21 protein-coding genes are annotated in these 24686 nt (G+C 39.6%); 13 read left to right on the top strand and 8 right to left on the bottom strand.

The genetic code is table 11. From position 1 onward, the window contains the following. Positions 1–5: 5 nt before the first annotated feature. Entirely contained in the window at positions 6–1103 is a 1098-nt protein-coding gene (locus tag CRO25_RS11165; RefSeq protein WP_079695016.1) for an ABC transporter permease, read from the bottom strand. 84 nt (positions 1104–1187) lie between these two features. Beyond that, positions 1188–1541 carry a hypothetical protein gene (locus tag CRO25_RS11170; RefSeq protein WP_143806531.1) on the bottom strand — a complete coding sequence of 118 codons (354 nt, stop codon included), beginning with the start codon at positions 1539–1541 and terminating at the stop codon, positions 1188–1190. 200 nt (positions 1542–1741) lie between these two features. Here CRO25_RS11170 and CRO25_RS11175 point away from each other — a divergent pair, with 200 nt between their 5' ends. Next, positions 1742–4879, top strand: coding sequence for a DUF3427 domain-containing protein (locus CRO25_RS11175; protein ID WP_079695018.1), 3138 nt, complete (start codon positions 1742–1744; stop codon positions 4877–4879). 28 nt (positions 4880–4907) lie between these two features. Beyond that, the gene (locus CRO25_RS11180) at positions 4908–5714 is read left to right on the top strand and encodes a hypothetical protein (protein ID WP_079695019.1); all 807 of its coding nucleotides are present in this window, start codon (positions 4908–4910) and stop codon (positions 5712–5714) included. Between the two features lie 496 nt (positions 5715–6210). Here the strand turns inward: CRO25_RS11180 and CRO25_RS11185 are convergent, their stop codons facing one another. Next, entirely contained in the window at positions 6211–7890 is a 1680-nt protein-coding gene (locus CRO25_RS11185; RefSeq protein WP_079695020.1) for an AIPR family protein, read from the bottom strand. 236 nt (positions 7891–8126) lie between these two features. Between CRO25_RS11185 and CRO25_RS11190 the strand changes: the two genes are divergently transcribed. Both CRO25_RS11190 and CRO25_RS11195 read left to right on the top strand, forming a co-directional pair. Further along, the gene (locus CRO25_RS11190; RefSeq protein ID WP_079695021.1) at positions 8127–9770 is read left to right on the top strand and encodes a site-specific DNA-methyltransferase; all 1644 of its coding nucleotides are present in this window, start codon (positions 8127–8129) and stop codon (positions 9768–9770) included. A 16-nt stretch (positions 9771–9786) separates the two neighbouring features. Then, on the top strand, positions 9787–12447 hold the full coding sequence (locus CRO25_RS11195; RefSeq protein ID WP_079695022.1) for a DEAD/DEAH box helicase: 2661 nt from the start codon (positions 9787–9789) through the stop codon (positions 12445–12447). Positions 12448–13114: 667 nt separating this feature from the next. Here CRO25_RS11195 and CRO25_RS11200 read toward each other — a convergent pair. Then, complete coding sequence (locus CRO25_RS11200; RefSeq protein ID WP_079695023.1) at positions 13115–13474, bottom strand: helix-turn-helix domain-containing protein; 360 nt, start codon at positions 13472–13474, stop codon at positions 13115–13117. 143 nt (positions 13475–13617) lie between these two features. Between CRO25_RS11200 and CRO25_RS11205 the strand changes: the two genes are divergently transcribed. The 7 genes from CRO25_RS11205 to CRO25_RS11230 all read left to right on the top strand — a co-directional run bounded on the left by CRO25_RS11205 (position 13618) and on the right by CRO25_RS11230 (position 19835). After that, complete coding sequence (locus tag CRO25_RS11205) at positions 13618–14133, top strand: HEPN domain-containing protein (RefSeq protein ID WP_179132142.1); 516 nt, start codon at positions 13618–13620, stop codon at positions 14131–14133. Positions 14134–14327: 194 nt separating this feature from the next. Further along, positions 14328–14552 (top strand): hypothetical protein, encoded by a 225-nt coding sequence (locus CRO25_RS33325; RefSeq protein ID WP_179800936.1) that lies wholly within the window; start codon positions 14328–14330, stop codon positions 14550–14552. Positions 14553–14712: 160 nt separating this feature from the next. After that, positions 14713–15837: a WXG100 family type VII secretion target gene (locus CRO25_RS11210; protein ID WP_051446974.1), complete on the top strand. Its 1125-nt coding sequence runs from the start codon at positions 14713–14715 to the stop codon at positions 15835–15837. A 28-nt stretch (positions 15838–15865) separates the two neighbouring features. After that, positions 15866–16315, top strand: a complete 450-nt coding sequence (locus CRO25_RS11215; RefSeq protein WP_143806533.1) for a hypothetical protein — start codon at positions 15866–15868, stop codon at positions 16313–16315. A gap of 40 nt (positions 16316–16355) precedes the next feature. Further along, positions 16356–16853 carry a hypothetical protein gene (locus CRO25_RS11220; protein ID WP_079695027.1) on the top strand — a complete coding sequence of 166 codons (498 nt, stop codon included), beginning with the start codon at positions 16356–16358 and terminating at the stop codon, positions 16851–16853. 227 nt (positions 16854–17080) lie between these two features. Next, positions 17081–17407, top strand: coding sequence for a nucleoside triphosphate pyrophosphohydrolase (locus CRO25_RS11225; RefSeq protein ID WP_079695028.1), 327 nt, complete (start codon positions 17081–17083; stop codon positions 17405–17407). Then, the gene (locus CRO25_RS11230; protein ID WP_079695029.1) at positions 17391–19835 is read left to right on the top strand and encodes a DEAD/DEAH box helicase family protein; all 2445 of its coding nucleotides are present in this window, start codon (positions 17391–17393) and stop codon (positions 19833–19835) included. The genes CRO25_RS11225 and CRO25_RS11230 overlap by 17 nt, the downstream gene beginning before the upstream one ends. Before the next feature lie 105 nt (positions 19836–19940). Here CRO25_RS11230 and CRO25_RS11235 read toward each other — a convergent pair whose 3' ends face one another. The 4 genes from CRO25_RS11235 to CRO25_RS11250 form a co-directional block, all read right to left on the bottom strand. Further along, on the bottom strand, positions 19941–20612 hold the full coding sequence (locus CRO25_RS11235; protein WP_079695030.1) for a metal-dependent hydrolase: 672 nt from the start codon (positions 20610–20612) through the stop codon (positions 19941–19943). Positions 20613–20680: 68 nt separating this feature from the next. Then, positions 20681–21448 carry a MerR family transcriptional regulator gene (locus CRO25_RS11240; protein ID WP_079695031.1) on the bottom strand — a complete coding sequence of 256 codons (768 nt, stop codon included), beginning with the start codon at positions 21446–21448 and terminating at the stop codon, positions 20681–20683. Further along, entirely contained in the window at positions 21423–22349 is a 927-nt protein-coding gene (locus CRO25_RS11245) for a DUF2268 domain-containing protein (RefSeq protein ID WP_079695032.1), read from the bottom strand. The genes CRO25_RS11240 and CRO25_RS11245 overlap by 26 nt, the downstream gene beginning before the upstream one ends. A gap of 200 nt (positions 22350–22549) precedes the next feature. After that, the gene (locus CRO25_RS11250) at positions 22550–23014 is read right to left on the bottom strand and encodes a hypothetical protein (protein ID WP_079695033.1); all 465 of its coding nucleotides are present in this window, start codon (positions 23012–23014) and stop codon (positions 22550–22552) included. A 135-nt stretch (positions 23015–23149) separates the two neighbouring features. Here CRO25_RS11250 and CRO25_RS11255 point away from each other — a divergent pair, with 135 nt between their 5' ends. Continuing rightward, positions 23150–23890: a hypothetical protein gene (locus CRO25_RS11255; RefSeq protein WP_079695034.1), complete on the top strand. Its 741-nt coding sequence runs from the start codon at positions 23150–23152 to the stop codon at positions 23888–23890. Between the two features lie 28 nt (positions 23891–23918). Beyond that, complete coding sequence (locus tag CRO25_RS11260; protein ID WP_079695035.1) at positions 23919–24536, top strand: hypothetical protein; 618 nt, start codon at positions 23919–23921, stop codon at positions 24534–24536. Positions 24537–24686 lie beyond the last annotated feature (150 nt).

A 24686-nucleotide genomic window follows, 5' to 3' on the forward strand; every position in this document is an offset into this window, starting at 1 on the left:
AGGGTCTACTCCTTTAAGGCTTGCGCTGGTTCTGTTCTGAGAATGAGCAGAAGCGGAATCATGGCAGTAATGACTGCCGTAGCAAGGGTGATGAATGTGCCAAGAATGATATGCATGTAATTCAACTGCACATCGTAGCTTGTGGCATCAATGATAGCGAAACTGGTACGGCTGAGGGCCCATTGAATACAAAATGAAAAGCCGGATGCCACTACTGCGCACACAAGCAGTTGACTGTACAGGTGAGCAATAATTTGCAAATGGCTAGCTCCCAAAGCTTTGCGCAACGAGATTTCTTTTCGCTTCAAGTAAATCCACAGATAGCTTATATTTATACAGTTAATGAGCGAAATGATAAAAAGTTTATATGGATAACTTAATACTTCGTTTACACCCGCCCTTGATTTTTTTTCTACCTCATAAGACTTTGTTATGTTCTCAATCGTTGCCCTAACCTCAGGGGTAATTCGCTGTACCTCTGAAATAAACTGCTGAATCTCTTTAGTTGTGTCTTGATCCGATCTGAATAGAAGTTCAATGGCTTTTTTTTGTTCTATTTCGTGTTTAATAACATCCGGCAATCCCTCAAAGGAAGTGAATATTGTATAGTTGAATACCGATATAGACTCTTTGCCAGTGTTGTCTCCCGCAATCCCCGTAACATTGTATTTTTTATCGAATAGTTCCAGTGGGCCAACGTGTTTGGATATCATGGTTCCAGTCATTACCGCATTGGCTGTTTCGGAAGATATTCCGGTACCTTCAAGTAACGGAGGCGACCAGTTGTGATTCAACATTCCGACGACTTGAACATTGCCTAACTCAGGATGAAATATGGTTATGTTCTGGGTGATCACACTTGTATTCGACGTAATTGATTCAGCAATAGCTTGAAGTGAGCTATAATTCACTTGATTCATGTTTGTCAAAGTTGCTGAATAGTAATGTTCGTATTTTCCATTCTTGGAATAGTAAAAAATCTTGTCGTAGTATTCTTGAGTTGAAAGAGAAATGAGGATCGGCAGTACAGTTAATACAAAGCCGATAAAAAGCATCACAAAAATCTTTTTGTTAATCCATATATCGTTAAAGATATGTCGCATGTTTTCCTCCAATAGTAAGGAAAACGTGAATAAGGTGTCAGCCTTATTCACGTTTTGGATAATATGAAGTAAGATCGGGAAGGATCAGCGGAAATTTATGCTTTTCGTACGGTTTGCTTCATCTACTGCGCTGACCCAATCATGCCAGGAAGTACCGCTAGTTGCAGCTCCTGCAGTAGTCATGATAAGAGTTACTTGATCCGTTGGCGAAGCTTCTTTATTGCGAGACTCATAAGTACCATCGTTAGTTCGGGCTGAGACATGTATTGATTTGATAAATGGTTCATTGGTTTGAGCAGTGTACGCGGTAACGATAAATCTTCCGCCACTACCTGTAGTCGTTGCGTACGAATCAAAACTGAATGATGCAAATGAGGCCGCAGATATAGCACCTACCGTGCATGCAGTAAGTGCAAGAGTAATTATGGATTTTTTCAATAGACTCTTCATGATTATGGAATCTACTCCTTTTGATATATTTGTGGCCACATCCAAATATTAACTTATAAGATAGTTGAAAAACAATAATTTTACAAAAATTTTACAGTTTAATACTGGTTTTACATTTGTGAATAACAAATCAACTAATGAAATCACCTACATATCCACAACCATCCTAACTCTCGCGAGGTACATTCATGAAACAAGGCATATATGAACAGCTTATCAACACCATCACCAGGCAGGAGATTTCGGCGCTGGACCCGGAAGTGTATTACATTGGGACCGAGAAGTTGGATGCAGAGGAAGCGCGCAAGCTGCTGTCCACGTATTTGGCAGCGGTGACCCGGCGGGCGCTCAAGATTGTGCGGGAACAGACGGAAGATAAAACGGCAGTATTGGCACAGATCCGAACGTGTAATGAGATTATTGCTACCTTGAAAGGCACGCTTGGGGAAGAAGAGTACAACGAATTGCAACTGGATGAGCAGGGGGAAGTGCTGACCCATGTGTATTCCAAGCTGAACAGCATTCGAGCGGTCCGGGATAGCAAAATCGTTCGTCCTGATACGCCAATCTCCCAAAGTTCATTATTCACAGGCGCGAAGTCCGAACCGAGTATGTTATTGGAGCTGCAAAAGGAGATCGTGACCGCCGATCGGATCGACTGGTTGGTGTCATTTATCAAATTCAGCGGGCTTCGCCTGCTGCTGGAACAGCTCCAGCAATTTACGGCTAGCGGAGGCAAGCTGAGGATCATCACGACGACTTATATGGAAGCAACCGACCTCAAGGCCATTACTGAACTTAGCAAACTGCCTAACACGGAAATCCAGATTTCGTATGATACCAAAGTGACTCGGCTGCACGCCAAAACGTACATTTTCCACCGCGATACTGGATTCACCACAGCCTATGTCGGCTCCTCTAACCTTTCCAACCCGGCGCTAACCAGTGGTATGGAGTGGAACCTCAAGGTGACGGAGAAGGACTCACTTGATGTGCTGCGCAAGATTGAAGCGACCTTTGAAAGTTACTGGAATGACCGTGAATTTACGCAGTACGTAGCCGAGGATGAGGAACACCAGGAACAACTCAAGGCGGCTCTGAATCGCAAAAAAGATCACCCAAACCACTTCCATCTCGACATCCAGCCCTACGACTATCAAAAGGAAGTGTTGGAAGAGCTGAACGCCGAGCGTACGCTGTATGGACGAACCCGCAATCTGATCGTTGCCGCCACAGGCGTTGGCAAAACAGTCATCTCTGCCTTCGACTACAAACGGTTCCTTGCAAGCCATGCGGGAGCCAAGCTGCTTTTTGTCGCCCATCGGGAAGAAATCTTGAAGCAAAGCCGGGATACGTTCCGGTATATCCTGAAGGATATGAACTTTGGTGAGCTGCATGTCGGGAATTACCGAGCAGAGGCGCTGGATCACTTGTTTGTTAGTATTCAGAGTCTTAACTCCATGAAGCTGACGGAAATCACCAGCTCAGACTATTACGATTACATCATCGTGGATGAATTCCACCATGCCGCAGCGCCTTCATACCAGAAGCTGTTATCCCATTATGAACCTAAGATTTTGCTAGGACTTACTGCAACGCCGGAACGGATGGATGGCAAAGACATTACCGCCTACTTCGATCATACGATTGCCGCCGAGATCCGTCTAACCGATGCCATTGACCGGAAGCTACTGAGTCCTTTTCAATATTTTGGCGTCACCGATACTGTCGATCTATCTCAGGTGAAGTGGTCGCGTAAAGGCTATGATCTGAACGAACTGGAGAAGCTCTATACCCATAACAAAATCCGTGCCAACCAGATCATCCAAAGTCTGAACAAATACGTAACCGATCTGGACGATGTGAAGGGGCTTGGGTTCTGTGTTGGGGTGGATCATGCGATGTATATGGCAAAAATATTTAACGAAGCCGGCATTCCATCCATGGCCCTTCATGGCGGGTCGAACGAACAGGAGCGTCATTCTGCGAAGGAACAACTGGTGAACGGGGAACTGCGCATGATCTTTGTCGTTGATCTGTACAATGAGGGCGTGGATATCCCTGAGGTGAACACCATCCTGTTCCTGCGTCCTACCGAGAGTCTGACCGTATTCTTGCAACAGTTGGGACGTGGACTGCGGATGGCGGAGGGCAAAGAGTGCCTGACCGTGCTCGACTTCATCGGGCAAGCGCACCAGGAGTACAGGTTCCAAGATAAATTCCGCGCCCTGATCGGAGCTACCAAACACTCCATCTCGCACTACGTTGAGAACGGCTTTTCGAACCTGCCACGCGGTACGTTCATTCAATTGGAAAAACAAGCGAAGGACTACATCATGCGTAACCTCAAGCAGATGAGTCGTAATCGTAGAGCGCTGATCCAGAAGCTGCAAACGTTCCAGCAAGACACCGGACTGCCGCTGACCTTGGCTCATTTTGTAGAGCATCACGGGATGACACTATATGAATTGTATGGTGGACGTACGGGCAAAAGGTATTTCCGTGGCATGTTGGCCGAAGCTGGATTAACAGTACCCATTGAAGGTGAGCAAGAGGAATATATCCGCCGACTGCCGTCTGTGCTGACGATTAATTCTCGAGTCTGGCTGACGTTCCTGATCGACTTTATTGAAAAAGGCAAAGAACCGACGACCGCGGATGAACGGCGGATGTTGATCATGTTCTATTATACCTTCCACCGGGCTGCGCCTGAGAAATTAGGATTGAGCAGCATCGAGGAGGGAGTACAGCGTGTGCTTTCTTGTGAGGTATTCGGAGCAGAGCTTGTGGATATTTTCAAATATAATCTGGCTCATCTGCGATTTGTGGATAAAAGTAATTCGTTCCCGTACACTTGTCCACTGGATATCCACTGTATGTACTCGATCGACCAAGTGCTCGCCGCCTTCGGCTACTGGAACGCCCAGCAATCACCCGCCTTCCGTGAAGGCGTGAAGTATTTTGCCGATGAACAGACCGATATCTTCTTCATTACACTGAACAAATCGGACAAAGATTTTTCTCCATCTACTCTGTACGAGGATTATGCGATTAACGAGCGTTTATTCCACTGGCAGACTCAGAGCCGGGTGTCGGAGCATACGGCTACCGCGCAGCGGTATATTCAGCATCGTGAGACAGGTAATCGGATCGTGCTGTTCGTGCGGGAGTATAAGGAGGAGCATAACTATACGTCTCCGTTTGTGTTTCTGGGCGAAGCGGATTATGTGAGTCATGAGGGAAACAAACCAATGAGCTTTGTGTGGCGGTTAAGGGAAGAGATGCCTGCGAAGATGGTGGCAGTGGCGAATAAGTGTATTGTTTGAATTATTTTAAAGGGAGATTTTAATTTAAATGAGAATTATAGATCATATTGTTGAAGTTTATAAAAATAATGAAAATAGTTGGTTGGATTACAACGGAATCTATGAACTTATGAATAAAGATATTTTTGGGCCTAATAAAAATGGGGAGCGTGGGAAACGCAATATAGTATATAGGTTGTTGTTAAACTATGCTGATTTATTTGAAGTAGATGATAACTACAGACCAAAAAAATTTAGATTAGCATTAAATGATAATGAGCAAGAAAATGTTGAATTTAAGAAAAAGTATACAGTAGGAGAATCTGTTCTATATTTCAATAATAAAATGTTTAATGAAGTCACGTTTTCACTGGAGAGTGATTATGAGAAAGAAGTAGAGCGAAATCATAAATTCATATTTGGGGAAGGGGCAAATTATTATAGTATAAAGAAAAAGATAGGTAATAGAATTTGTGATGGATTTGTCTATGACCAAGACTTAGGGAAATTACTGGTGATTGAAAATGAATTAGTAATACATGATTTATGGGGACATATTATTCCTCAAATTATTGAGTTTTTCAATGGAATGAACGATGAAGCGACTAAAATGAAATTGAAATATAATGTTGAATGGAAAGACGAACATAAATTATCAGTGATTGAAGCTATAGATAAAGCAGCTTATGAGATAGTAGTTGTTATTGATCAAATTAATTTTGATATTAAGAAAGCAAGAAAAGACATCAATGAGCTTTTAAAGTATTTTACACGCAACAGGGAAGTAAGAATTTATTTTAAAGAATTTAAAGTTTTTAGCTCAGATAAAGACGAATTTATCTACCAAGTGAAATAAATATATGAAGATATGGCAGTATCATTAGAGTTACTTTGTCCGTGAGATTTTGAGTCAGCAAAGTTTATATCTACACCATGATTGGCTATTACTCAGAATCACAAATAGAAACCATCAATCTATAACCGTTATAGATTGATGGTTTCTAAGGATACCGAGCAACAATGGCTATTAAATCGCGGTATACAAACACTTTTTGTTGGGTTAATCATATCCACTCAAAATTACTTGTTCTCCAAGCGGCCAACGGAACCACACGGCATATAAGTTGGTCTACCTTGAAGCTCCCTATGGTCTTTGGAAATTGTTGCTTCTTTGCCGTAGCATCGTTCCATAATGCTAAGATGTAATTAACTTATGTGAGTCGGTTCTGTTATGTGGATGTTGTTGTATAGACGCTATTCTACACGAATCAGGCCATGATCTATTTATTTTCCAGTGAATTTTATATTGTAACTAAAAATTTCAACTAAGATAACTTTATATAGTATTAAAGTTAGATACTGCAAGTAATTTTATCTGAAATGTATTTACATTTTGATTGGTTTTTAAAGAAATAAGCTAACATTGGATCTTCATAATGATTAAAAATTAGTCGTGTAGTCTGATCGAATACATTGATCAACTCTTTCCGAATTACTGGCTGTATATCATCAAAAATAATAGTTTTACGGATTAGACTATTCACCTCAATGCATTTATAAATATGGTGTGCAAAAAAACGATTACCATGGATTAGATGCATTTTATCCCGTCCAGTTTTCCCAGAGGCTAAGATGGAAATCTCATCTTCAATAATTCGTTGAAGCCTTACTAACTTCCATAAACTATCACCTTGTAAAGATTTATTGAATAAAGATTTATATGGAGTTTTTGAAGTGTCCGCCCATAATCGTCCGATTTGACTTTTTGCAATTACACATAAAGTTACATCAGGATTTGAACAAGCCAATGCTATAGTAGCCTCATCAAAATTAAAACCTTTGTCTTTATCCGAAATAATGTCCCCTTTTTTAAAGGAATAATGGACACCATCGATTGAAAGCTCTGATTGAAGTCTTGCCTGTTCATGGTCTTGTGAAACAAAATCTCTGTTTTCAATTTTATTTTGTGTATTCGTTGCTTTTGTTATTTCACGATCAAAATCTTCTGGACATGATTCTAATGAGATAATTTTAACCAAAACGGATGCCTGTTCTACTTGCTCGGGTTTTTTTTGATAAGCTTGCCCTATGGATCCTACTGTTTGTGCTCCGTTGACTACAGAAACACCTTTGCATTCAAATGTACCAGAATCTCTTCTGTTGCCACCTGCACGTGTTTTTTCAAATGAAGAACATAAGATGGTAACGCCGTTATTAAAATAATAAAACTTTTCGGGTTCGTTTAATAAGGTGTCAAACAGTTCCTTGTTTACATCGCTTTCACCTAAGAACATCCTAATGTTGGGCGCAAATAACCTAGGGTTATGTTCTTCCCACCAACTTGCTATTTGTCCAGCGTCTACAAATCCATAATGGGCTTTATATGGTTGATTGAAGAATCCCCAATTATTTAAAGTAATATTTAAGTTGATGGGATTTCCTACGCTATTTTGAGCTATTTTCTTATGTATCAGTCCTTGATCAAGAATTTCGACCTTGCAAACTTCAGTAGGGTTATTAGTTTCGGTAACAAAATCCTCTATATCCCTTAAAACGTGTTCTCCAAGATCTTGTGTACCTGTATGAGCAATAATTAAATTAAGTTTGGTATTGCTAGAATTTATTGCATCTTCTAAATATCGTTGGTACTTTTTAATTCGATTATTAAAGCGGTCGAAATTAGAATTGAACAAGTCTTTTATACCCACGATAAAATTTTGCATATCTCCTTTAGTTATAGTACCATTTCCGTTGTTGTGCCATTTAGATTGTACTATGTGTAAGATGTTCTGTGACTCGTCAAAATAAAAAGCATCAATACCATTGTCATTAAATCCATCAACAATAAAAGGTGTAATTATGTCTTTTTCAACATCCAAAAAAGTGTTTATTGCAAATGCTGCCAACGCTCTTGTGAGAATTATACTTTCTTTCTGTTGATCATTTATTTGTCTCTGATCACTAAGATCTATTAGATCGCTGTACTCTCTCAAAAAATAACTCTTTATTTGATTCACATGTAATATACTCATATTATGGGCTCCTAATTTAATGTAATTTTAGGGGATTATATCATAATGAATGTATGATTCCAATATATTGCTTATTCATGCATATAATACTGAAGTAGTTGTGTATAGATTTTCATTAAATATTTTAACCAACCCTTGAGTGTACGTATTGTATAATAATTACTCAGGTATTTAAGTGAAAATTTTTGTCGAAAATTAGCTATAGATCGAAAAATATACTAAAGGAGAATAGAGAAATGCCAACACTTGAATGGATTGGAAAAGAAAAAGTAATAAACCATCATCAAGAGGTACCTTTTAAAATTATGGATTACAAACATAGCTTCAGTAGAAAAGGTATTTCTTATGAAGAAGATCTTAGTGCGAATAAAATTATACATGGAGATAATCTTGAAGCATTGAAATCATTATTACCGCAATACGAAGGAAAGATAAAATGTATTTATATTGACCCCCCGTATAATACTGGTAATAAAACATGGGTCTATAATGACGATGTTAATCATCCTAAGATAAAAAAATGGTTTGGTGAAGTTGTTGGCAAAGAGGAGGAGGACTTATCTCGTCACGATAAATGGCTCTGTATGATGTATCCAAGATTAAAACTTTTACACAAACTTCTAAGTGATGATGGGATTATATTTGTTTCAATTGATGACACTGAGTTACCATTACTAAGAATTATTATGGATGAAATTTTCGGTAAAACAAATAGTAAGACCAATATGTTGTCTTGTTTTATTTGGCAGACAGACGGAAACTTTGACAACCAAGCTAAAGTTAAAGTCAACCATGAGTACATTTTAGCTTATGCCAAAAATACTAGTTTTTTAGGTAATTTGCCTGTGATTGATCCTAATGTAGGGAACAAAAGCAAAATTTTTAAAGAGAAAATCGAGAATACTATTGTGAAGAATGGTGTTAAGAACCCTGTGAGTGGTATTCTACTTCCAGCAGGGTTTCCAGCAAACTTTGAAAAAGGAATTATTCAAGCTAGAGATGATGTTTGGCCTCATTACTCTGAGAATCTCATAATTGAAAATTACAAGTTATGTAACCCAGTAGTTGCAACGAGTGGATGGAGTTCAAAAGATATCTGTCAAGAGTTTATAGATGCCAACTTCTCAGCTGTTCTCGATTCAAAAGGGCAAAATACTATTTTTCATTTAAGAAATACTGGTGCTATATATGCTATTAAAGAACGTAAAAACGACTATAGCCATGTGGTTTCTGTTTTAAGAGAGTTAGGGAGCACTCAGCAAGCAAGTGCGTCGCTTAAAAATATACAAGTCAAGTTTGATTATCCTAAGCCCGTGACTTTAGTTCAATATTTAATATCTATGATGGAAGACCAGAATGGTATAGTACTAGATTCTTTTGCGGGATCAGGAACAACTGCTGAGGCGGTTTTAAATCTTAATAAAATTGGTGGGAATCGTAAATTTATACTTATTGAGATGGAAGATTATGCAGAAACAATTACAGCAAAAAGAGTTGAGAATATAGTAAAGTCTACAGATGGTAATTTTGCTTTTTATCAACTTGGCCAACCACTATTACTAGAAAATAATTATATCAACGAGGACGTAAGTACAAAGAAAATCAGAGAATATATCTTTTATATGGAGACAAAACAAACACTTAAACACGATAGAGTTTCAGATAACCCTTATTATTTAGGCAGATACAATGAAGTTGATTTTTATTTTTATTACGAGAAATACAAGACAACTACTTTGAACCATGATTTTTTGACTCATATTACTTCCTTAGCAGAGAGGTATATCATTTATGCTGATTTAAACGTCCTTAGTAAAGAGGAATTAGAAAAATATAATGTTGTATTCAAAAAGATACCACGTGACATTGCACGTCTGTAAAGGAGGAATTAATTATATGGAACTTAAAAATTATCAAAAAAGAGTGATTCAACAATTAACAAGGTTTCTGGAAATTTTAAATGAGACAGAAAATTCAGAAATCTCATACAAAAAATATTGGAATGAGCAAAGTGTTAATGTTGGTTTTGATGGAATTGAACCTTATAAGAACACTATACAAAATACGCCACACGTTTGCTTTAAAGTACCTACAGGTGGAGGAAAGACTTTATTAGCCTGTAGTTCAATTAAACCAGTATTTGATGCTATGCCTTTAACCAAATCAAAAGCAGTTGTTTGGCTAGTACCTTCTAATTCTATATTAGAACAAACCATAAATAATTTAAAGGATACATCACATCCGTACAGAAAAAAAATAGATACTGATTTTAATGGAAGAGTTGAAATATATACAAAAGACCAATTACTGTTTGCTCAAAACTTTAATCCAACCTCTGTAAATGAGCAATTGAGCGTGTTTGTCTTAAGCTTTGACTCTTTAAGAAGTAACAAAAAAGATGGAAGAAAAGTGTATCAAGAAAATGGATATTTAAATCAATTCACAAAATTTTTCGATACCCCCAATACCTTAATTGAAGGAATAGATGAGTCTGCACTTATTCAAGTAATAAATCAACTTTCCCCAGTGGTAATTGTTGATGAAAGTCATAATGCACAAACTGAATTGAGTGTTGAAATGATCAATAACTTAAATCCTTCCTTTGTTCTTGATTTAACAGCAACACCAAGAAAAAATAGTAATATAATCTCATACGTAGACGCCATTCAGTTGAAAAAAGAACAAATGGTGAAGCTGCCAGTGATTGTTTATAATAGACATAACCAGCGTGATGTTATTGTAGATGCTATTGACTTAAGAAATAAGCTTGAAAATCAAGCTATTATTGAAGAAAGTCAATCAAAAAAATATATAAGACCTATTGTATTATTTCAAGCAGAACCAAAGGGAAGAGAGAATTCTAGAACTTTTGAAAAATTAAAAGAAGAACTGGTAAATATCGGAATACCTAAAGATCATATTGCAATAAAGACATCGGATGTGAATGAGCTAAAAGGCGTGAACCTGCTCAGCCCATCATGTAATATAAGGTATATTATTACTGTAAATGCTCTGAAAGAAGGTTGGGATTGTCCATTTGCTTATATACTTGCAACTTTAGGTAACAGAAATTCAAAAGTTGATGTAGAACAAATACTTGGAAGAATATTAAGACAGCCTCATACAAAAAAGCATAACAATTCGTTTTTGAATATGTCATATGTATTGACTTCATCAAGTGATTTTAGAGCTACCTTAGAGAATATAATAGTTGGATTAAACAAAGCAGGTTTTAGTAAAAACGAATACCGTATCGCAGATTATAGAGAAACCGAGGGTCATAAAGATCCTGAGGAAACAATTGGACTTAATAATTCTACAGATAACTTCATTATTAAAGATAATACTGATATAGAGCTAACAGATGACTTCGATGATCTTTTTGATGTTAACTTTGCTGAAGTCAAGAATTCTTTAAACCTTAGAAATGATGAAGTGGAATATGATACCTCGTCATATAAAGAAATAGACCAAATGCTTATTTCAGCATTAGAACAAAATGAAAATTACAATAACATAGCAGAAGAATTGCAAGAAGGTGAGGAGATTCTTCAAATTACAGAATTGAGAAATAAAATGAATATATATAAAATTAATGATCTTTTCAAAGATGAGATACAGCATGTTAACTTGCCTCAATTTTTCATAAAATCTCAACCAAACATATTCAATCCAGACGGTTTAACTATATTGAATAAAGAGAGCTTGGCTGAAGGATTTACACTTATTGATAAGGACATAACTATCAACTTTGATAACCTTGAAAATAATATTGTTAAAGTTGATATCGAAACCTCTGGTGGCTCAGTACCCAAATATTCTAAACTTTCGCAAGCAGATAGCAGATATTTTAAAGAATACTTCTCTAAATTGCCACAGGAAAGTAAAATTAGAAATTGTAAAGAGATGATATATAAACAGCTAAGCAAAATAGATACGCTTATTGATAAGGAGCTGCGAGATTATATTAATAGAGTTGTTGATAACATGACAGTTGACCAAATTAATAATCTTGAGAATTCTGTCCATTCATATGCTGAAAAGATCAAGAGAAAAATACTTGCTCTCCAGAATACCTACTTGGAAGATCAATTTCAAAGAAAAATTGAAAAGGCAGAAATAATTTGTAGAGGCAATTATAGATTTAAAGATACTATATCTCCCTTGAATAGTATTTCAAGTATTTCTAAATCCGTTTACTCTGAAGAGGAAACTATAAATAATTTTGAATATAAAATTATTACAGAAGTTGTTGGATTAGATAATATAAGATGGTGGCATCGAAATATAGAGAGACACGGATTTTGTATTAATGGTTTTGTAAATCACTATCCTGACTTTATTGTTATGACTAACTCAGGAACCCAAATCATAATTGAAGCAAAAGGTGATCATTTGGAAAATACAGAGAGTAAACAGAAAATAAAGCTTGGACGTACGTGGCAACATCAATGTGGGAACAAATATAGGTATTATATGGTATTTGATAATAAAAATTTAAAAATTGAGGGAGCTTATCAATTTGATGAATTTATGGACATCATTAAAAGCCTATGATATTTTTTGAATAAATTTCTACTTTATTCAAAAGTCTGTAATTCGATTCTAACTAATTGAGGATTAGTATATTGATTTATATTGACGGATAGATCGTTTTGAAGGAGACCACAGGCAGGCCATCGGTGCGGAAACGTATTGTGAATTGTCCTGAAGTCACCTGTCCTGGAGCTTCGCCTCCAAGGAACAGCTATTTTTTTATATGACCATTTTCCAGAAGGACGTAAGCCTTGCGACGTTCCTCATAAGCATGCTGTGCGTTTTCACCCTGGTAAGGGCTCTAGGGGAGCAACAGTTTCAACTCACGGCAAAACGGTCGAAGGATGTCATACTAGTTCTTTAATGACAGGTGAACTTTTGCCTTGCCGGTCGAGGACTTCTAGCTTGCTGCGTTCGATTATACTAAAATCTGTGTAGCTCGTGGTGGATTCTGCTTGTGTGGATAGTAGTTGTGGTGACTTCATTCTATACAAATCCAGCCATGGGCTCTTTTTTATTTATTTCCAGTGGGTGTCGCATTCATATTACAATCTGTCATAAGAATAATGCTGGGGTGGAATTTTGGGGATATAGCAGCTACCCTACTTGTAGAAAAACAAAAGCTATTTGAGTATGTAAAAATGACGGGAAAATAAGGCAAAGCAACTAGTTAAACAGTTGCTTTGCCTTATTTTTGATTTGTTCCGTAACTCTTTAGTATCTCTTTCAGAATGTTCCTGGATAATTGAATATTATCTAAAGATGCAACTCTCAACATGTCCACTATTTCTTGAATCATAATATCCGTCTCGGTCAATTCAATTTCATCATTCACATAAGCAAAAAGTTGAGAAACGTTTACATCCAACGCCTCTGCAATTTTACCAAGATTAATTAAAGAAACGTTCTTTTCTCCGCGTTCAACTTGTCCAATGTATGTAAAATGGAATCCACCTTTTTCTCCAAGTGCCTCCTGTGATAGTCCCTTATCTTTCCTTAAAACTTTAATTCGTGCACCGACTAATTTTAAAATTTTTCTATCATCCACACTATGCACCCCCTCTATGTAAAAGTGTAGACAAGATTTTGGGGGCTAAACATGAGTATTTAAATCGTATATTTTAATAAAATTATATCTTTGAATATTTATTTAATGTATAATATTGGTATTAACTCTTTGGAGGGATGATAATGGCAAGAAATTGGTCCATTACCGAAGCACATTGTAATCACCAAGTAGATTTTACCTTACGTTCGCAAGACCATGATATCTCCACACAACCTAGTTCCAAACATACTCCTGCTTACCACATGCTACGTACCACAATAATGGCCTACCACCAACATGCTAAGTATCATCTCAAACTTGCCGCCATCATGTGTAATCACAATCAGTTTAAAGCCTGCCTAATTCTATGTGATTGGGCTCTATCCTCTATGATTAAGGCGCTTTATATCCATAAGTATCATTTAGTTAATCCACCCAAGGAACTCACCATGAACGAAATCTTGCCTTTAGTGCATACGGACACTGAACCCGGATTGGATACCGCTTTGTTCATCGGCACGATACAACATATGTCTTCCCTAGCAGATTACCCACATGACCGGCCAATAGAACTGGATAACATCGAAAAGCTTCTTCAACGAACAGAAGAGATATTGGAGGAGTTAGCCACTCGATTGGAGGATGATTCATCAAAGTAAGATGTTTTTTTTAATTGATCATTTGGGTTAAATGTTTGATTTATCTATGTTACGCTTACAAGATGACATCATCCAAATAAAGGATATATGATGCAGAGAATACAAAGGATACTCTTTGCTTTGCGTCTGGAAAGTAGGTGTACATTTTGAAAAGAGCGATTGCTATCGCGTTTTTTATATTATCTATATTGGAATTGGTTACTTTAATCCTAATCGGCAAAAGCATGATGCATGGGTATATGGAACCGAGTACGTTTAAAGGGATAATTTCATTTCCACTAGGCGCTACGTACCTCTCGATCTGGATGTTCTTTTCACGGCAAGAGTTTACCGGAGGACGAGTCGCGGCACAGATCAGTTTTACAGCGGCATTGTTAACGGCGTGCCCGTTGGTGTGTTTGTTAATTATTTTCTATTAAATCAAGAGATTAAGAAGATTTCCTTTGAATTAGGACCTATGAAGTACGTTGTTGGAAATATTGTTATGGTGAGAAAGGAAAGATTAGGATGTTAGAAGGATGTATATACATCAAGCTTCTGCTAACATGGTAAAATCCTATTTCAAACGCGGAGAATGATATGAGTACAATTAAAGTGACACCAGAGCAACTGTTGTATGTATCCAGACAGATCGAGCAGGGTAGGCAACAGTTGGAGGGTATACGTAATGACCTGACCGCACGGATCGGATTCATCCAGTCTCAGTGGGCGGGAGCAACACAAGAACGATTTTTCTATGATTTTCAGCAGTCACGTTCAGTACTTGATCGAGCACTGGAAAGTATGGTTAAGTCATCCCAAGATCTGTTCGCGATTGCTGAGAGATTCGAACAAGCAGATCAGGAACAGGTGAGCTTGGGAGCCGTTGCTGGACAGATTGCTGTCCATACAATGATGAACCATAATATAAGTAACACAGAAGAACAACGACGAATGGTATATAACCCTTTGTTTGGAGTTAACATGCCTGCCAGTGAAGCAGAGGATGGGATGCCAGGGCAAAAGGAGTTTGTTAAGTATTGGGAACAGGGTGGTACCTATGAGGAAATGAGGGCTGGGCCTAAGCAACCGGTGTCTAGTGGGGGAGATATATATGATGAACAGATCAGCGCATTTAAGGAAGGTCATCATCCCGTAACTGGAGAATCCATACCTGCATGGCAAGCAGCAGTTTCTATTGGAGGTTTACAGACTGCTAAGCTCGTGTTGGCTTTTACAGGAACGTATAATAGGGGTTATAAGGTTCCGAAAGATGGATCAGTTCTATCAAAATCTAGGTTAGATGGTGTGAGAGAGAGGACTTCTTCTAATAAAAGTCCCACGCCTGAACATGGAACTAAATTAACCAAGGAATCGACTACTGTAATAGGGAATTCGGCAGTTCTAAATACGATGGAATCGAAGTCGAAATTTTACAAAAAAGAGCTAGCGTACGATTGTTCGGAAATTGCAGATGATTTAGCTCATGCGGCAGGTGGGAGAGGCGAGATTTTCACGATTAAATCGAGGACAGAATTAAAGGATATCCAAGTTAAAGAGTATGGGGAGATGAAATCATACGTTTACCATACTGTATATTCTGATGGCAAATATATATATGATCCTCGTCTGACTAGTGATCCCGTTCCTGTAAAGGAATACATGGATACAGTGAGTAGACAGAACAATGGTGATATTGTAGTAAGTAAACGTACTCTCAAATGAGGTGGATAAAGTGTCAAAAAGTATTTACATGAAAAGTAAAGAAGAGGTGCTTATGCCGGAACTTATGGCGTATACCTTGGCCAAATTAGGTTCGTATGAATGGAATAGAACAGAGATGTATAATCCGAATCGGATATATGAGAAACCTGCGGGTTTTTATTTTAGATTCCATAACGCTGATCAGCTTTACGAGGAATTAAAGCATTGTATTCAGCACTTTAAGGGAAACCTTGAGTGGATGATCTATGTAAGTCCTTTAACCAAAAATCAAAATTATGTCATTGAGCCAGCGGATGTGCACCATGCTAAACAAACTGAGGCATATCAAGTGAATTTGGAACTTGAGGAAGTGCTTCAAGATTCATATAAAGAAATCTGTGAGCAAGCCATTCAAGACATTCCATTGTTATGTAATCATATTGAGCAATGGTTTGGGTTGGAACATAAGCAACTACATCCGCCTACAATACCGAATTAATGTGATATGAAGAATTACCTGATGTAAGAGGGTCTGTATTGTGCAAAGTTTAGAAATCATTTTAATTGATTTTAACAAAAATAATCTGGATCAATTCATTAAGAATGATTTGAACATTCAGGCAGATCGGATCAAAAGTTCTCACTTTTATGATAACCGTTGTGAAAACGATCTTGAATTTCAGCAAATAGAGAGCCTTGAAGAGGTTCTTTCTCCTAAGGGAACAGGAAATGTATTATTGTCTCAGCTTAACCTGGGTCATACCTTTAACGACGTGATGATTGTATTTTCATTCGATGAGGAATCTGGAGATATTGTAATTAATTTTCCTGAAGAGGAGTTGTTCAGCGGAGAAAATTCAGAGACAACGTTAAAAGCTCAGAAGTTAATAGAGTATATTCTTGATATTAAGAACAAGTATGCAATTGAGAAGGTTAGAATCGGTTATGAACCAGCTATGGATGATGACACTTGCTTGGTCGAGATTGATAAAGAAATGATGGATACGAATGTTATTGTCTCAAAACTGTTGGCTTAGAATCTTTCTGAACCAGAGTTTGATGCAGAAAAATTAGACATTACGAATTACCGAACGCCCATTTCAACTCGAATACGAGTAGTCATGGGCTATTTTAACTCCTCATTCCAATCCAACCACTTTACAAAATCAACCCATCGCTCTCCATGGCAAATGGTATAATGGCAAAAAGGGAGATTCTGGCGCAAAGCTGGAAAACCTCCAAAGCAGAAAGGATGTTATACCACATGCCTACATACAACAAATTGGTGCGGGACAAGATTCCGCATATTATCACATCCAGTGGCAAGGAATGCCGCACACGTATTCTGGACCCCGAGGAGTATAAGCAAGAGTTAAGAACGAAGTTGCAAGAAGAATCGGATGAGTACGTAAATGCAGCGAGTGATCAGGAAGCTTTGGAAGAACTAGCCGACATGCTGGAGGTCATCCGGGCGCTGGCAGAGGTGCATGGAGCGAATGCGGCGCAATTGGATAAGCTACGGGCGGACAAGGCTGAGGCACGCGGTGGATTCCAGGAGAGAGTGTATCTGATCGATGTCGACGAAGCTTAACGTTAAACTCATTACAGATAACTTGGCAGACGAACTGATTGCCCGGATGCAGCATGCATCCGGGATTTATATTATGACGTCCTTTATTATGCAGTCCGGGGTGAAACTGCTGGCCCCGCACTTAAAGCGGGCGGCCGAGCGTGGGGCCGAGGTGCGGATGCTCGCGGGAGATTATCTGTACATAACACAGCCAGAAGGATTGCGGGCGCTGTGTGAGGTTGATCCCCGAATTGAGACACGGCTGTGGCGAAGTATGGGTACTTCTTTTCACCCGAAAGCGTATCTGTTCGATCATGACAACGGGGAAGGACTGCTGATTGTCGGCTCGTCTAACTTTTCGTTCACGGCGCTCAAGACGGGGTATGAATGGAATCTGGCGATGAATGCGGAAGTGGAGCCGTATACGTTCCAGATGGCTTTGGACAAATTCATGCAGAGCTTCTACCACGAGACAACCTTGCCGGTGAACCCGGATTCGATTGCGCTGTATGAGGAAGAGTACCGAAAGTATCACCAGAAGAACCCGGAGATGATCCAGCGGATCACGGAGATGGAAGAAGCGGATTTTGGCACAGGTCTACCTGAGGACAAAGAGGAAGAAGCCGCCGAGCTGTCGCTTGCCCCGATCCAGCCGCGCTTTGCGCAGTTGGATGCGCTTGAAGCACTCCATGGCACGATGGAGGAGCAGTACGACAAGGCGATGGTCATCATGGCGACCGGGCTTGGCAAAACGTATCTGGCGGGCTTCTTCGCGCAGTGGTTCAAGCGGGTGTTGTTTGTCGCGCATCGGGAAGAGATTTTGTTCCAGGCAAAGAAGTCTTTTCAACGGATCATGCCGGAGCGCAGTCATGGGATCTACAACGGGCAGTATAAGGATGGAACCGCGGATTGTGTGTATGCTTCGATCTTTACGCTGAGTATGCAGAAGCACCGGGATGTGTTTGCCGTCAATGCATTTGATCTGATCGTGGTGGACGAATTCCATCATGCGGCGGCGAAGACGTATATGTTGGTGATTAAACATTTTCAGCCGAGGTTCATGTTGGGCATCACAGCGACCCCGGATCGGCTGGATGGCAAGGATGTGTATGCGCTCTGTGATGGGAATGTGGCGTACCAGATGCATTTTATCGAAGCGATCCGGCGAGGTTGGCTGGCGCCATTTCAATATTACGGGGTATTCGACGATACAGACTATTCGCAGATTCGCTGGATCGGCACAAAGTATGATGAAGAACAGCTCATGGCCGTTCAATTGCAAGAGGAGCATGTAGAGACGATCTATGCGGCCTGGGCCCGGCACAAGCAGACGAGAACGATTGGCTTTTGCTCGTCGATCCGGCAGGCGGATTATTTGGCTGCGTATTTCCGAAGTCAGGGCGTGAAGGTACTTTCTCTGCATTCACGTACATCGGAGATGTCGCGGGAGGAAGCCATTCGACAGCTTGATACGGGTGATCTGGAGGTTGTGCTGACGGTGGATCTGTTCAACGAAGGGACAGATATTCCACGTGTGGATACGCTATTGTTCGTGCGTCCAACCGAGTCGCTCACGGTGTTTACACAGCAGGTAGGGCGCGGTCTGCGGCTGGCTGAGGGCAAATCGCATTGTGTCATCATCGACCTGATCGGGAATTACCGCAATGCGGATGTGAAGCTGAGTTTGCTGGATGTGCGCTGGGAGCTGGGGGAAACCGGGAAAGACCGAGATTCGGCTGTGTCGGAAGTTCCGGCTAACTGTGGAATTCATCTGGAGACGAGGGTGGCGAACCTGCTTCAGGAACTAAGCCGCAAACGGCTGCCGCGCCGCGAGAAGCTTCATCAGGATTTTCTGGATGTGAAACGAGAGTTGGGGCGTATTCCGACTTATCTGGAGCTGCATCTGATGGGGCGTTCGAAGAGTATCGGGTATCGGAGCGAATTCGGTTCCTATGTTGGGTTTCTGTATTGGGCAGAACTGCTGACCCCATATGAGGGAGAGATGTACGTCCGGCATGAGGCTTGGCTGCGTGATGTGGAGAAGACAGTTATGAACAAAAGCTACAAAATGATCGTGCTGCTATACATGTTGGAGCGAGGCGAAGCGCACTGGATGGACCCGATCACACCGGGGGAGATAGCAAGGTTCTTCCATACGTACCTGACGGAGAAGGAGTACCGGAAACGGAAGGACTTTTCGGACAAGGACAAGCTAGTGCTCTGGGGATGGAACGAGAAGACGGCAACGCGGATTGAGAAACTGATTATCGACATGCCGATGTCAATGTGGAGCGGGGCGAAGGGGAGCATGACACGATTCGAGGATGGCGTGTTCTGGCTGAATGTAAAAGTGCAGGATGCGGAGGAAAAGGCGTTACTGTATCGTTGGACAAAGGAGATTTGTCAGTATCGTTTGCATGCGTATTTTGAGCGGGGGACAGGGAAGTAGAGAAGAAGCTGCGGCGATTCCAATTTGGACCGCTACAGCTTTTTTTGATTACATTTAGCCCTTCAAATTGAGTCTTGAGATTTTCAATAATAATAATTGTTTTAGTTATTTTGTCACTGTGAAATAGCTCCCCTTGCCGGAAATAATAGTGAGTTCATCAATTCTTACGTAATAGTTCCAGTGATAGGGGGTGTTATCTGGATAGACGATAATATATTGAGGATCTTTATAGGAATAAGTTTGTTGCAAAGAATAACTTATTATTGCATTAGAAATTCCTAAGCTTACAACAAATGAAGCCGCTAGTACTATTGAAACTATTGCAATGGGTTTAACCTTTTTATAAATTAATGTGATTGTAGTGGCGATGGTTAACAAAGCAGAAATGATGAGTTCATTATTTGATCCCAAGATCGCGAAATTCTGTTCTTGGTTCGTAAAAGGATAGAACAAATTAATTCCATTACCAAGAAGGTCTATAAGAAGATGCCCGATGAATAATGTGGCCATCGTACTTATCCATGCCCAGAAGAATCGAACGTTTAAGGTTTTATAGATGATCCAGCCATATGCAGCTCCAATTAAGGGAACCATAGCAAGAGAATGTAACAATATATCACCAAAGTACTTAGTGATGTCAGGAGTGATAGCAATAATACAACCCAAAACAATAGTAATTATATAGTCTTTAGTAAGAAATAACCGCTTATTTAGAAAAAGTAATAGAATCGTTCCGCCTGTAATCAAGTGTATAGCCATATGAAGAAACATTTGCATCAAGTTACCTCCTGAGCCTAGTTCATACATTTAATTCTTTTAGTGATGTTTTCTCACTTCACACAAAATCACTTTTCCCCACCCTCCACATAAACCATAATCGCTTGATACAAAAACCTCAAAAAATCCTCATCACCAAACTGATCAAAATAACCCGCATAGCGACGATCTGTCGTATAGGCTTCTGCGATGCACCTCAGAATCTCTGCATTACAGACCATGAACTGTTCCAAACAACTCTTCCATTCACGCACTAACGCTTGCACCGCACCAGAAGCAGGGGACAGATCCTGATGTCTCGCCAACGCATGAAATACCTGCTCCATGTTGACCGAGAACTGCTGGTAGGCTTTTTCTTGCTCTTCCGCAGACAGTTGGTTCACATTGGCTTCAAATTCCTGATATTTCTCGGTGTCTCCATATACAAACTTCGCCTCGGATTCATATTGCTCTTGAATGGACAGAATGGAAGAGTCGTCAAACAGATGAAGATGAGAGATAATCGTCCCATTTACATACTCGTCCAATTGGTCGATGATGGTTTCAAGCTTTTGTTTTCGTTGAACGAGTTTACTGCGGTGCTCTCTTAGGATATCTTTCTGTTCTTCTTTGGAGAGTTGCATCATGGCTGCAATGTCTTTTAATGAGAAATTCATTTCTTTAAACAATAGAATCATCTGCAGATTCCCCAGTGCCTCTTGATCGTAATACCGATAGCCATTGTCCTCGACTTTACTCGGTTTCAATAGATCCGTTTTATCGTAATAATGTAATGCGCGTTTGGTAATGCCTGTAATCTGAATGATATCTTTAACGGTGAAATAGGGTGTTTTCATTCCAAAAGTCCTTTGTTTCAGCAAGGATGACACTTGCCGGAGTGATGGTTGCTTTGGTAATCGGTGTACCTGTTTTGGTCAGATAATATTGGATTAAGTGATAACCGCAGGCATAGCCAGCCGCATAGGGCATACCTACGGGCGTGAAGTTTTGCATGATGGAAAGTTCATCGCCGTATAGATAGGGATTAATCTGGTCAAAACCAGTGACATGCAGCTGATCTTTCATCTTCGGTTTGATAACGTTATTCAAAGTCTCCATATCTGTTTTGGCTACCCAGGGGCCTAGCAACTCTTCTCCATACAGGGATGTCGCAAAGCTCTCGGCCAACCCCTCGCTAACAACCATCTCGCCAAGCGTGATCTGTGGATTCCACTGGATATATTGATATCTCACGTTATGATTGCATTCATGGGCTAACACGGATTGCATACGAGGTAGAGTATATCTACTCGGAATCAGGTTCGCAATAATATAACCCGGGATTCCACCATCTCCACTGATGCCTTTGTTCATGGTGAGTGAAGGACTGTTCTTATCGCCTAATAAAATCGTGTATAGATATTCGGAGACCGACAGGTCAATCCCTTGATCTGTAAAGGTGGATAGACTTGTACGAACAGCTTCATGACACTGTTGCCAAAATGCTTCAGACGAAATCGCTGCTAACGATTCGTTAATCTCAGGTGTGATATCTGCGGGAGCGATATTCATAAAGTTATTCATCATGATCACGTCGAAGCCGTGAGGCTCATGAGAGCGAAACGGAATCTGTTGAATGTTCCATTTGTTCATGAATGGACTCATCATTCGCTCGCGGTATAACTCCAATTTGTCATCAGGTGCAGCCTTGATGATCTCTTTATAGATTTTATCTGAGCGTAACGCGGTAATCTTCATCATTAATCTCTCCTTTAGGTGAACTTGAGTTTATTATCAAGTATGACCTGACGTAACAGTCAAGGAGAGAATTTGTGATACGTTTAAGCACATTTATCGATACGCTTCTATGGTAAGTTGTAAAAAACTTTCGCTGCAATCCAGATATCTATGGAGAAAACAACCAAAGTTTTTGAACGTTTATAATCGCCTCACACACGTTATCCACGTTTCATTAATCCCCAAGTCACATATATGAACAACGCTACCAATAGAAAGGCAGGTACGAATATAGGTTGTGCCAGGTTGCCAACGGACATTGACGTGACCTGTGAACCAGCCAAACTGACCGCGCCAACCCCAACAAACAAAGCGACATTCCATAAGGCAAAAGGGAGTAATCTTCCTACATTTCTTCGGTACCGCGTAATCATGATAATCATCACCAGTATGAAAAGAACTAGAAACAGTAATTCAGTAATTGACGTCCATCTTCCCAGTTGACTCATTGACTCGATCGCTTGGTCGCTTATGGAACCACCGGAAGTCCACTGTTGTGATTGAGCTATCCGATCCGATTCCAAGGAAACATAAATGCCATAAAATAAAATCATTAGTACGAGATACATAAGCATCGCTACGTTTATACGACGTTTATCTGGTTGTTTGTTTAAAATAACGTTCATAGATTCACCTCTTAACCTGAATAGTGGGTTATCTCATGAAAATAACATTGAAACCGATCTGACACCAAAAATGGATATCTTTGTAGTATAATCCATTTGGTTCTGGATCGAAACCATGCACGAAGGAGGAGTGCTATGAAAAAGAAAATATTCTTTTTGCTACTAGTTATAGTACTCGTTACTTCAGCGGTAATTATAATATGGTTTGATAGGTTGGAATCTTCCGAATATCAGACGAAAATAGGAAACGACTTCAACTCCACAGGCATGCATAACCAAGCATCTTCATTACCCAATATCATTGAAATCATGAATGAAGAAGCAGCCCTACAATTACCTCTTAACGACGTCCCAGAGTATAAGCGCTACCTGATGAACGAATTGGACTTCCAAACTGAAATAGATCGTACACAATTGGAGGTATTGGAGGTGCCTTCTTCGGAAACATATTCGATGCTAAAGTATGGCTGTGGAATCAAAGTTTGTTCTACCCTTTTGGTGAAAATTGATGGTAGAGAGACCCATAGCTTGCCGATGCCTGAGGGCATTTTACAAGATTATAAACTTTCCTCTGACTATCAGCAGGTGTTGATTCGATATGCTTATGATGAAGGCGGTCTGGTCAAGAGACATATCCTTGTTGCCGTGGATCTCAAAAAATTAGAAATCATCCCATATGCATCAACTGAATTTGAAGAAACATTCATGTTGAAACCAACCTGGCCCATCATCTCTTATGAATGGATAGACAATAACCATTTCACGATTGAAACAGCAGCATTAGAAACAAGTGAATATAACGTACTTAAAGACTGGTTTGATTTTAATGATCGTGAAACGAGGAAGGTAACCATTCGGTTAAATTCATTGGATTAATTTTTGTTAATCAGAAACAAATTCAAAATTGAAATTAATCGGATCTTCTAAGGATGAACAAGTAAAACTTTATGCAATTAAAGAAACGAAAGATGCAATTGAAAGAGTAACTCTAGATATAAATGGGCGCACAAAAGATTTTGATTGGAGCATTTCTCATCATTCGGGAACGAAGCCGCAGTTATTTTATACCGATCTTACCGGTGATGGTAAGGAAGAGGCTGTAATAATCATTCAGACTGGTCGAGGGACAGGCTTGGATAACTATGAAATTCATGTCGTTAACTCCGATAACTTATCTGAAATTAAAATACAGCGTTATGAGGATATTGTTGCTGAGCATATTGAATCGCGTATATCTAAAAATGATGATGGTACATTAGCTATTACAGTGAATTCACAAGGGCAAGAAAAAAACTTCAATTATGATTATGATCCGGCACCAGACTACCATCAAGATGAGCTTGCTTTCGGCGGTGTTGTTATTTATACATTGGATAATCACAAAATAAAATTAAGTCTTCCCGGCTCTGTTGGTATATCTCCTACATATGTGTGTGACTTCAATATCACGTATACCTTCGATAAAGCCGACAACGAATTTATCGTTGATCAGATTGAAGTTAAACCTGTTGAAGTAAGATAAAATGTCTTCAAAAAACGCTTACAAACTTTCAATTCTACCCTACCTTTTCGGAAATGAAGCTGAGATAATGGGAGAGTAAACGGGCATGAATTAATCCCTATATCGTCCATCATGCACCCACAATTGAAAAATAAATGCTGCATATCCATA

It is taken from the genome of Paenibacillus sp. RU5M (genome assembly GCF_900221055.1).
Classification (GTDB): domain Bacteria; phylum Bacillota; class Bacilli; order Paenibacillales; family Paenibacillaceae; genus Paenibacillus; species Paenibacillus marchantiae.

Bases quoted from the DNA above. Each gene is read 5' to 3' on its own strand.
- CRO25_RS11180 (WP_079695019.1), top strand. From the start codon at position 4,908: ATGAGAATTATAGATCATATTGTTGAAGTTTATAAAAATAATGAAAAT.
- CRO25_RS11235 (WP_079695030.1), bottom strand. From the start codon at position 20,612: ATGCAAATGTTTCTTCATATGGCTATACACTTGATTACAGGCGGAACG.
- CRO25_RS11215 (WP_143806533.1), top strand. From the start codon at position 15,866: ATGAAAAGTAAAGAAGAGGTGCTTATGCCGGAACTTATGGCGTATACC.
- CRO25_RS11190 (WP_079695021.1), top strand. From the start codon at position 8,127: ATGCCAACACTTGAATGGATTGGAAAAGAAAAAGTAATAAACCATCAT.
- CRO25_RS11230 (WP_079695029.1), top strand. From the start codon at position 17,391: ATGTCGACGAAGCTTAACGTTAAACTCATTACAGATAACTTGGCAGAC.
- CRO25_RS11255 (WP_079695034.1), top strand. From the start codon at position 23,150: ATGAAAAAGAAAATATTCTTTTTGCTACTAGTTATAGTACTCGTTACT.
- CRO25_RS11185 (WP_079695020.1), bottom strand. From the start codon at position 7,890: ATGAGTATATTACATGTGAATCAAATAAAGAGTTATTTTTTGAGAGAG.
- CRO25_RS11225 (WP_079695028.1), top strand. From the start codon at position 17,081: ATGCCTACATACAACAAATTGGTGCGGGACAAGATTCCGCATATTATC.
- CRO25_RS11240 (WP_079695031.1), bottom strand. From the start codon at position 21,448: ATGAAAACACCCTATTTCACCGTTAAAGATATCATTCAGATTACAGGC.
- CRO25_RS11205 (WP_179132142.1), top strand. From the start codon at position 13,618: ATGGCAAGAAATTGGTCCATTACCGAAGCACATTGTAATCACCAAGTA.
- CRO25_RS11210 (WP_051446974.1), top strand. From the start codon at position 14,713: ATGAGTACAATTAAAGTGACACCAGAGCAACTGTTGTATGTATCCAGA.
- CRO25_RS11245 (WP_079695032.1), bottom strand. From the start codon at position 22,349: ATGAAGATTACCGCGTTACGCTCAGATAAAATCTATAAAGAGATCATC.
- CRO25_RS11175 (WP_079695018.1), top strand. From the start codon at position 1,742: ATGAAACAAGGCATATATGAACAGCTTATCAACACCATCACCAGGCAG.
- CRO25_RS11195 (WP_079695022.1), top strand. From the start codon at position 9,787: ATGGAACTTAAAAATTATCAAAAAAGAGTGATTCAACAATTAACAAGG.
- CRO25_RS11165 (WP_079695016.1), bottom strand. From the start codon at position 1,103: ATGCGACATATCTTTAACGATATATGGATTAACAAAAAGATTTTTGTG.
- CRO25_RS11250 (WP_079695033.1), bottom strand. From the start codon at position 23,014: ATGAACGTTATTTTAAACAAACAACCAGATAAACGTCGTATAAACGTA.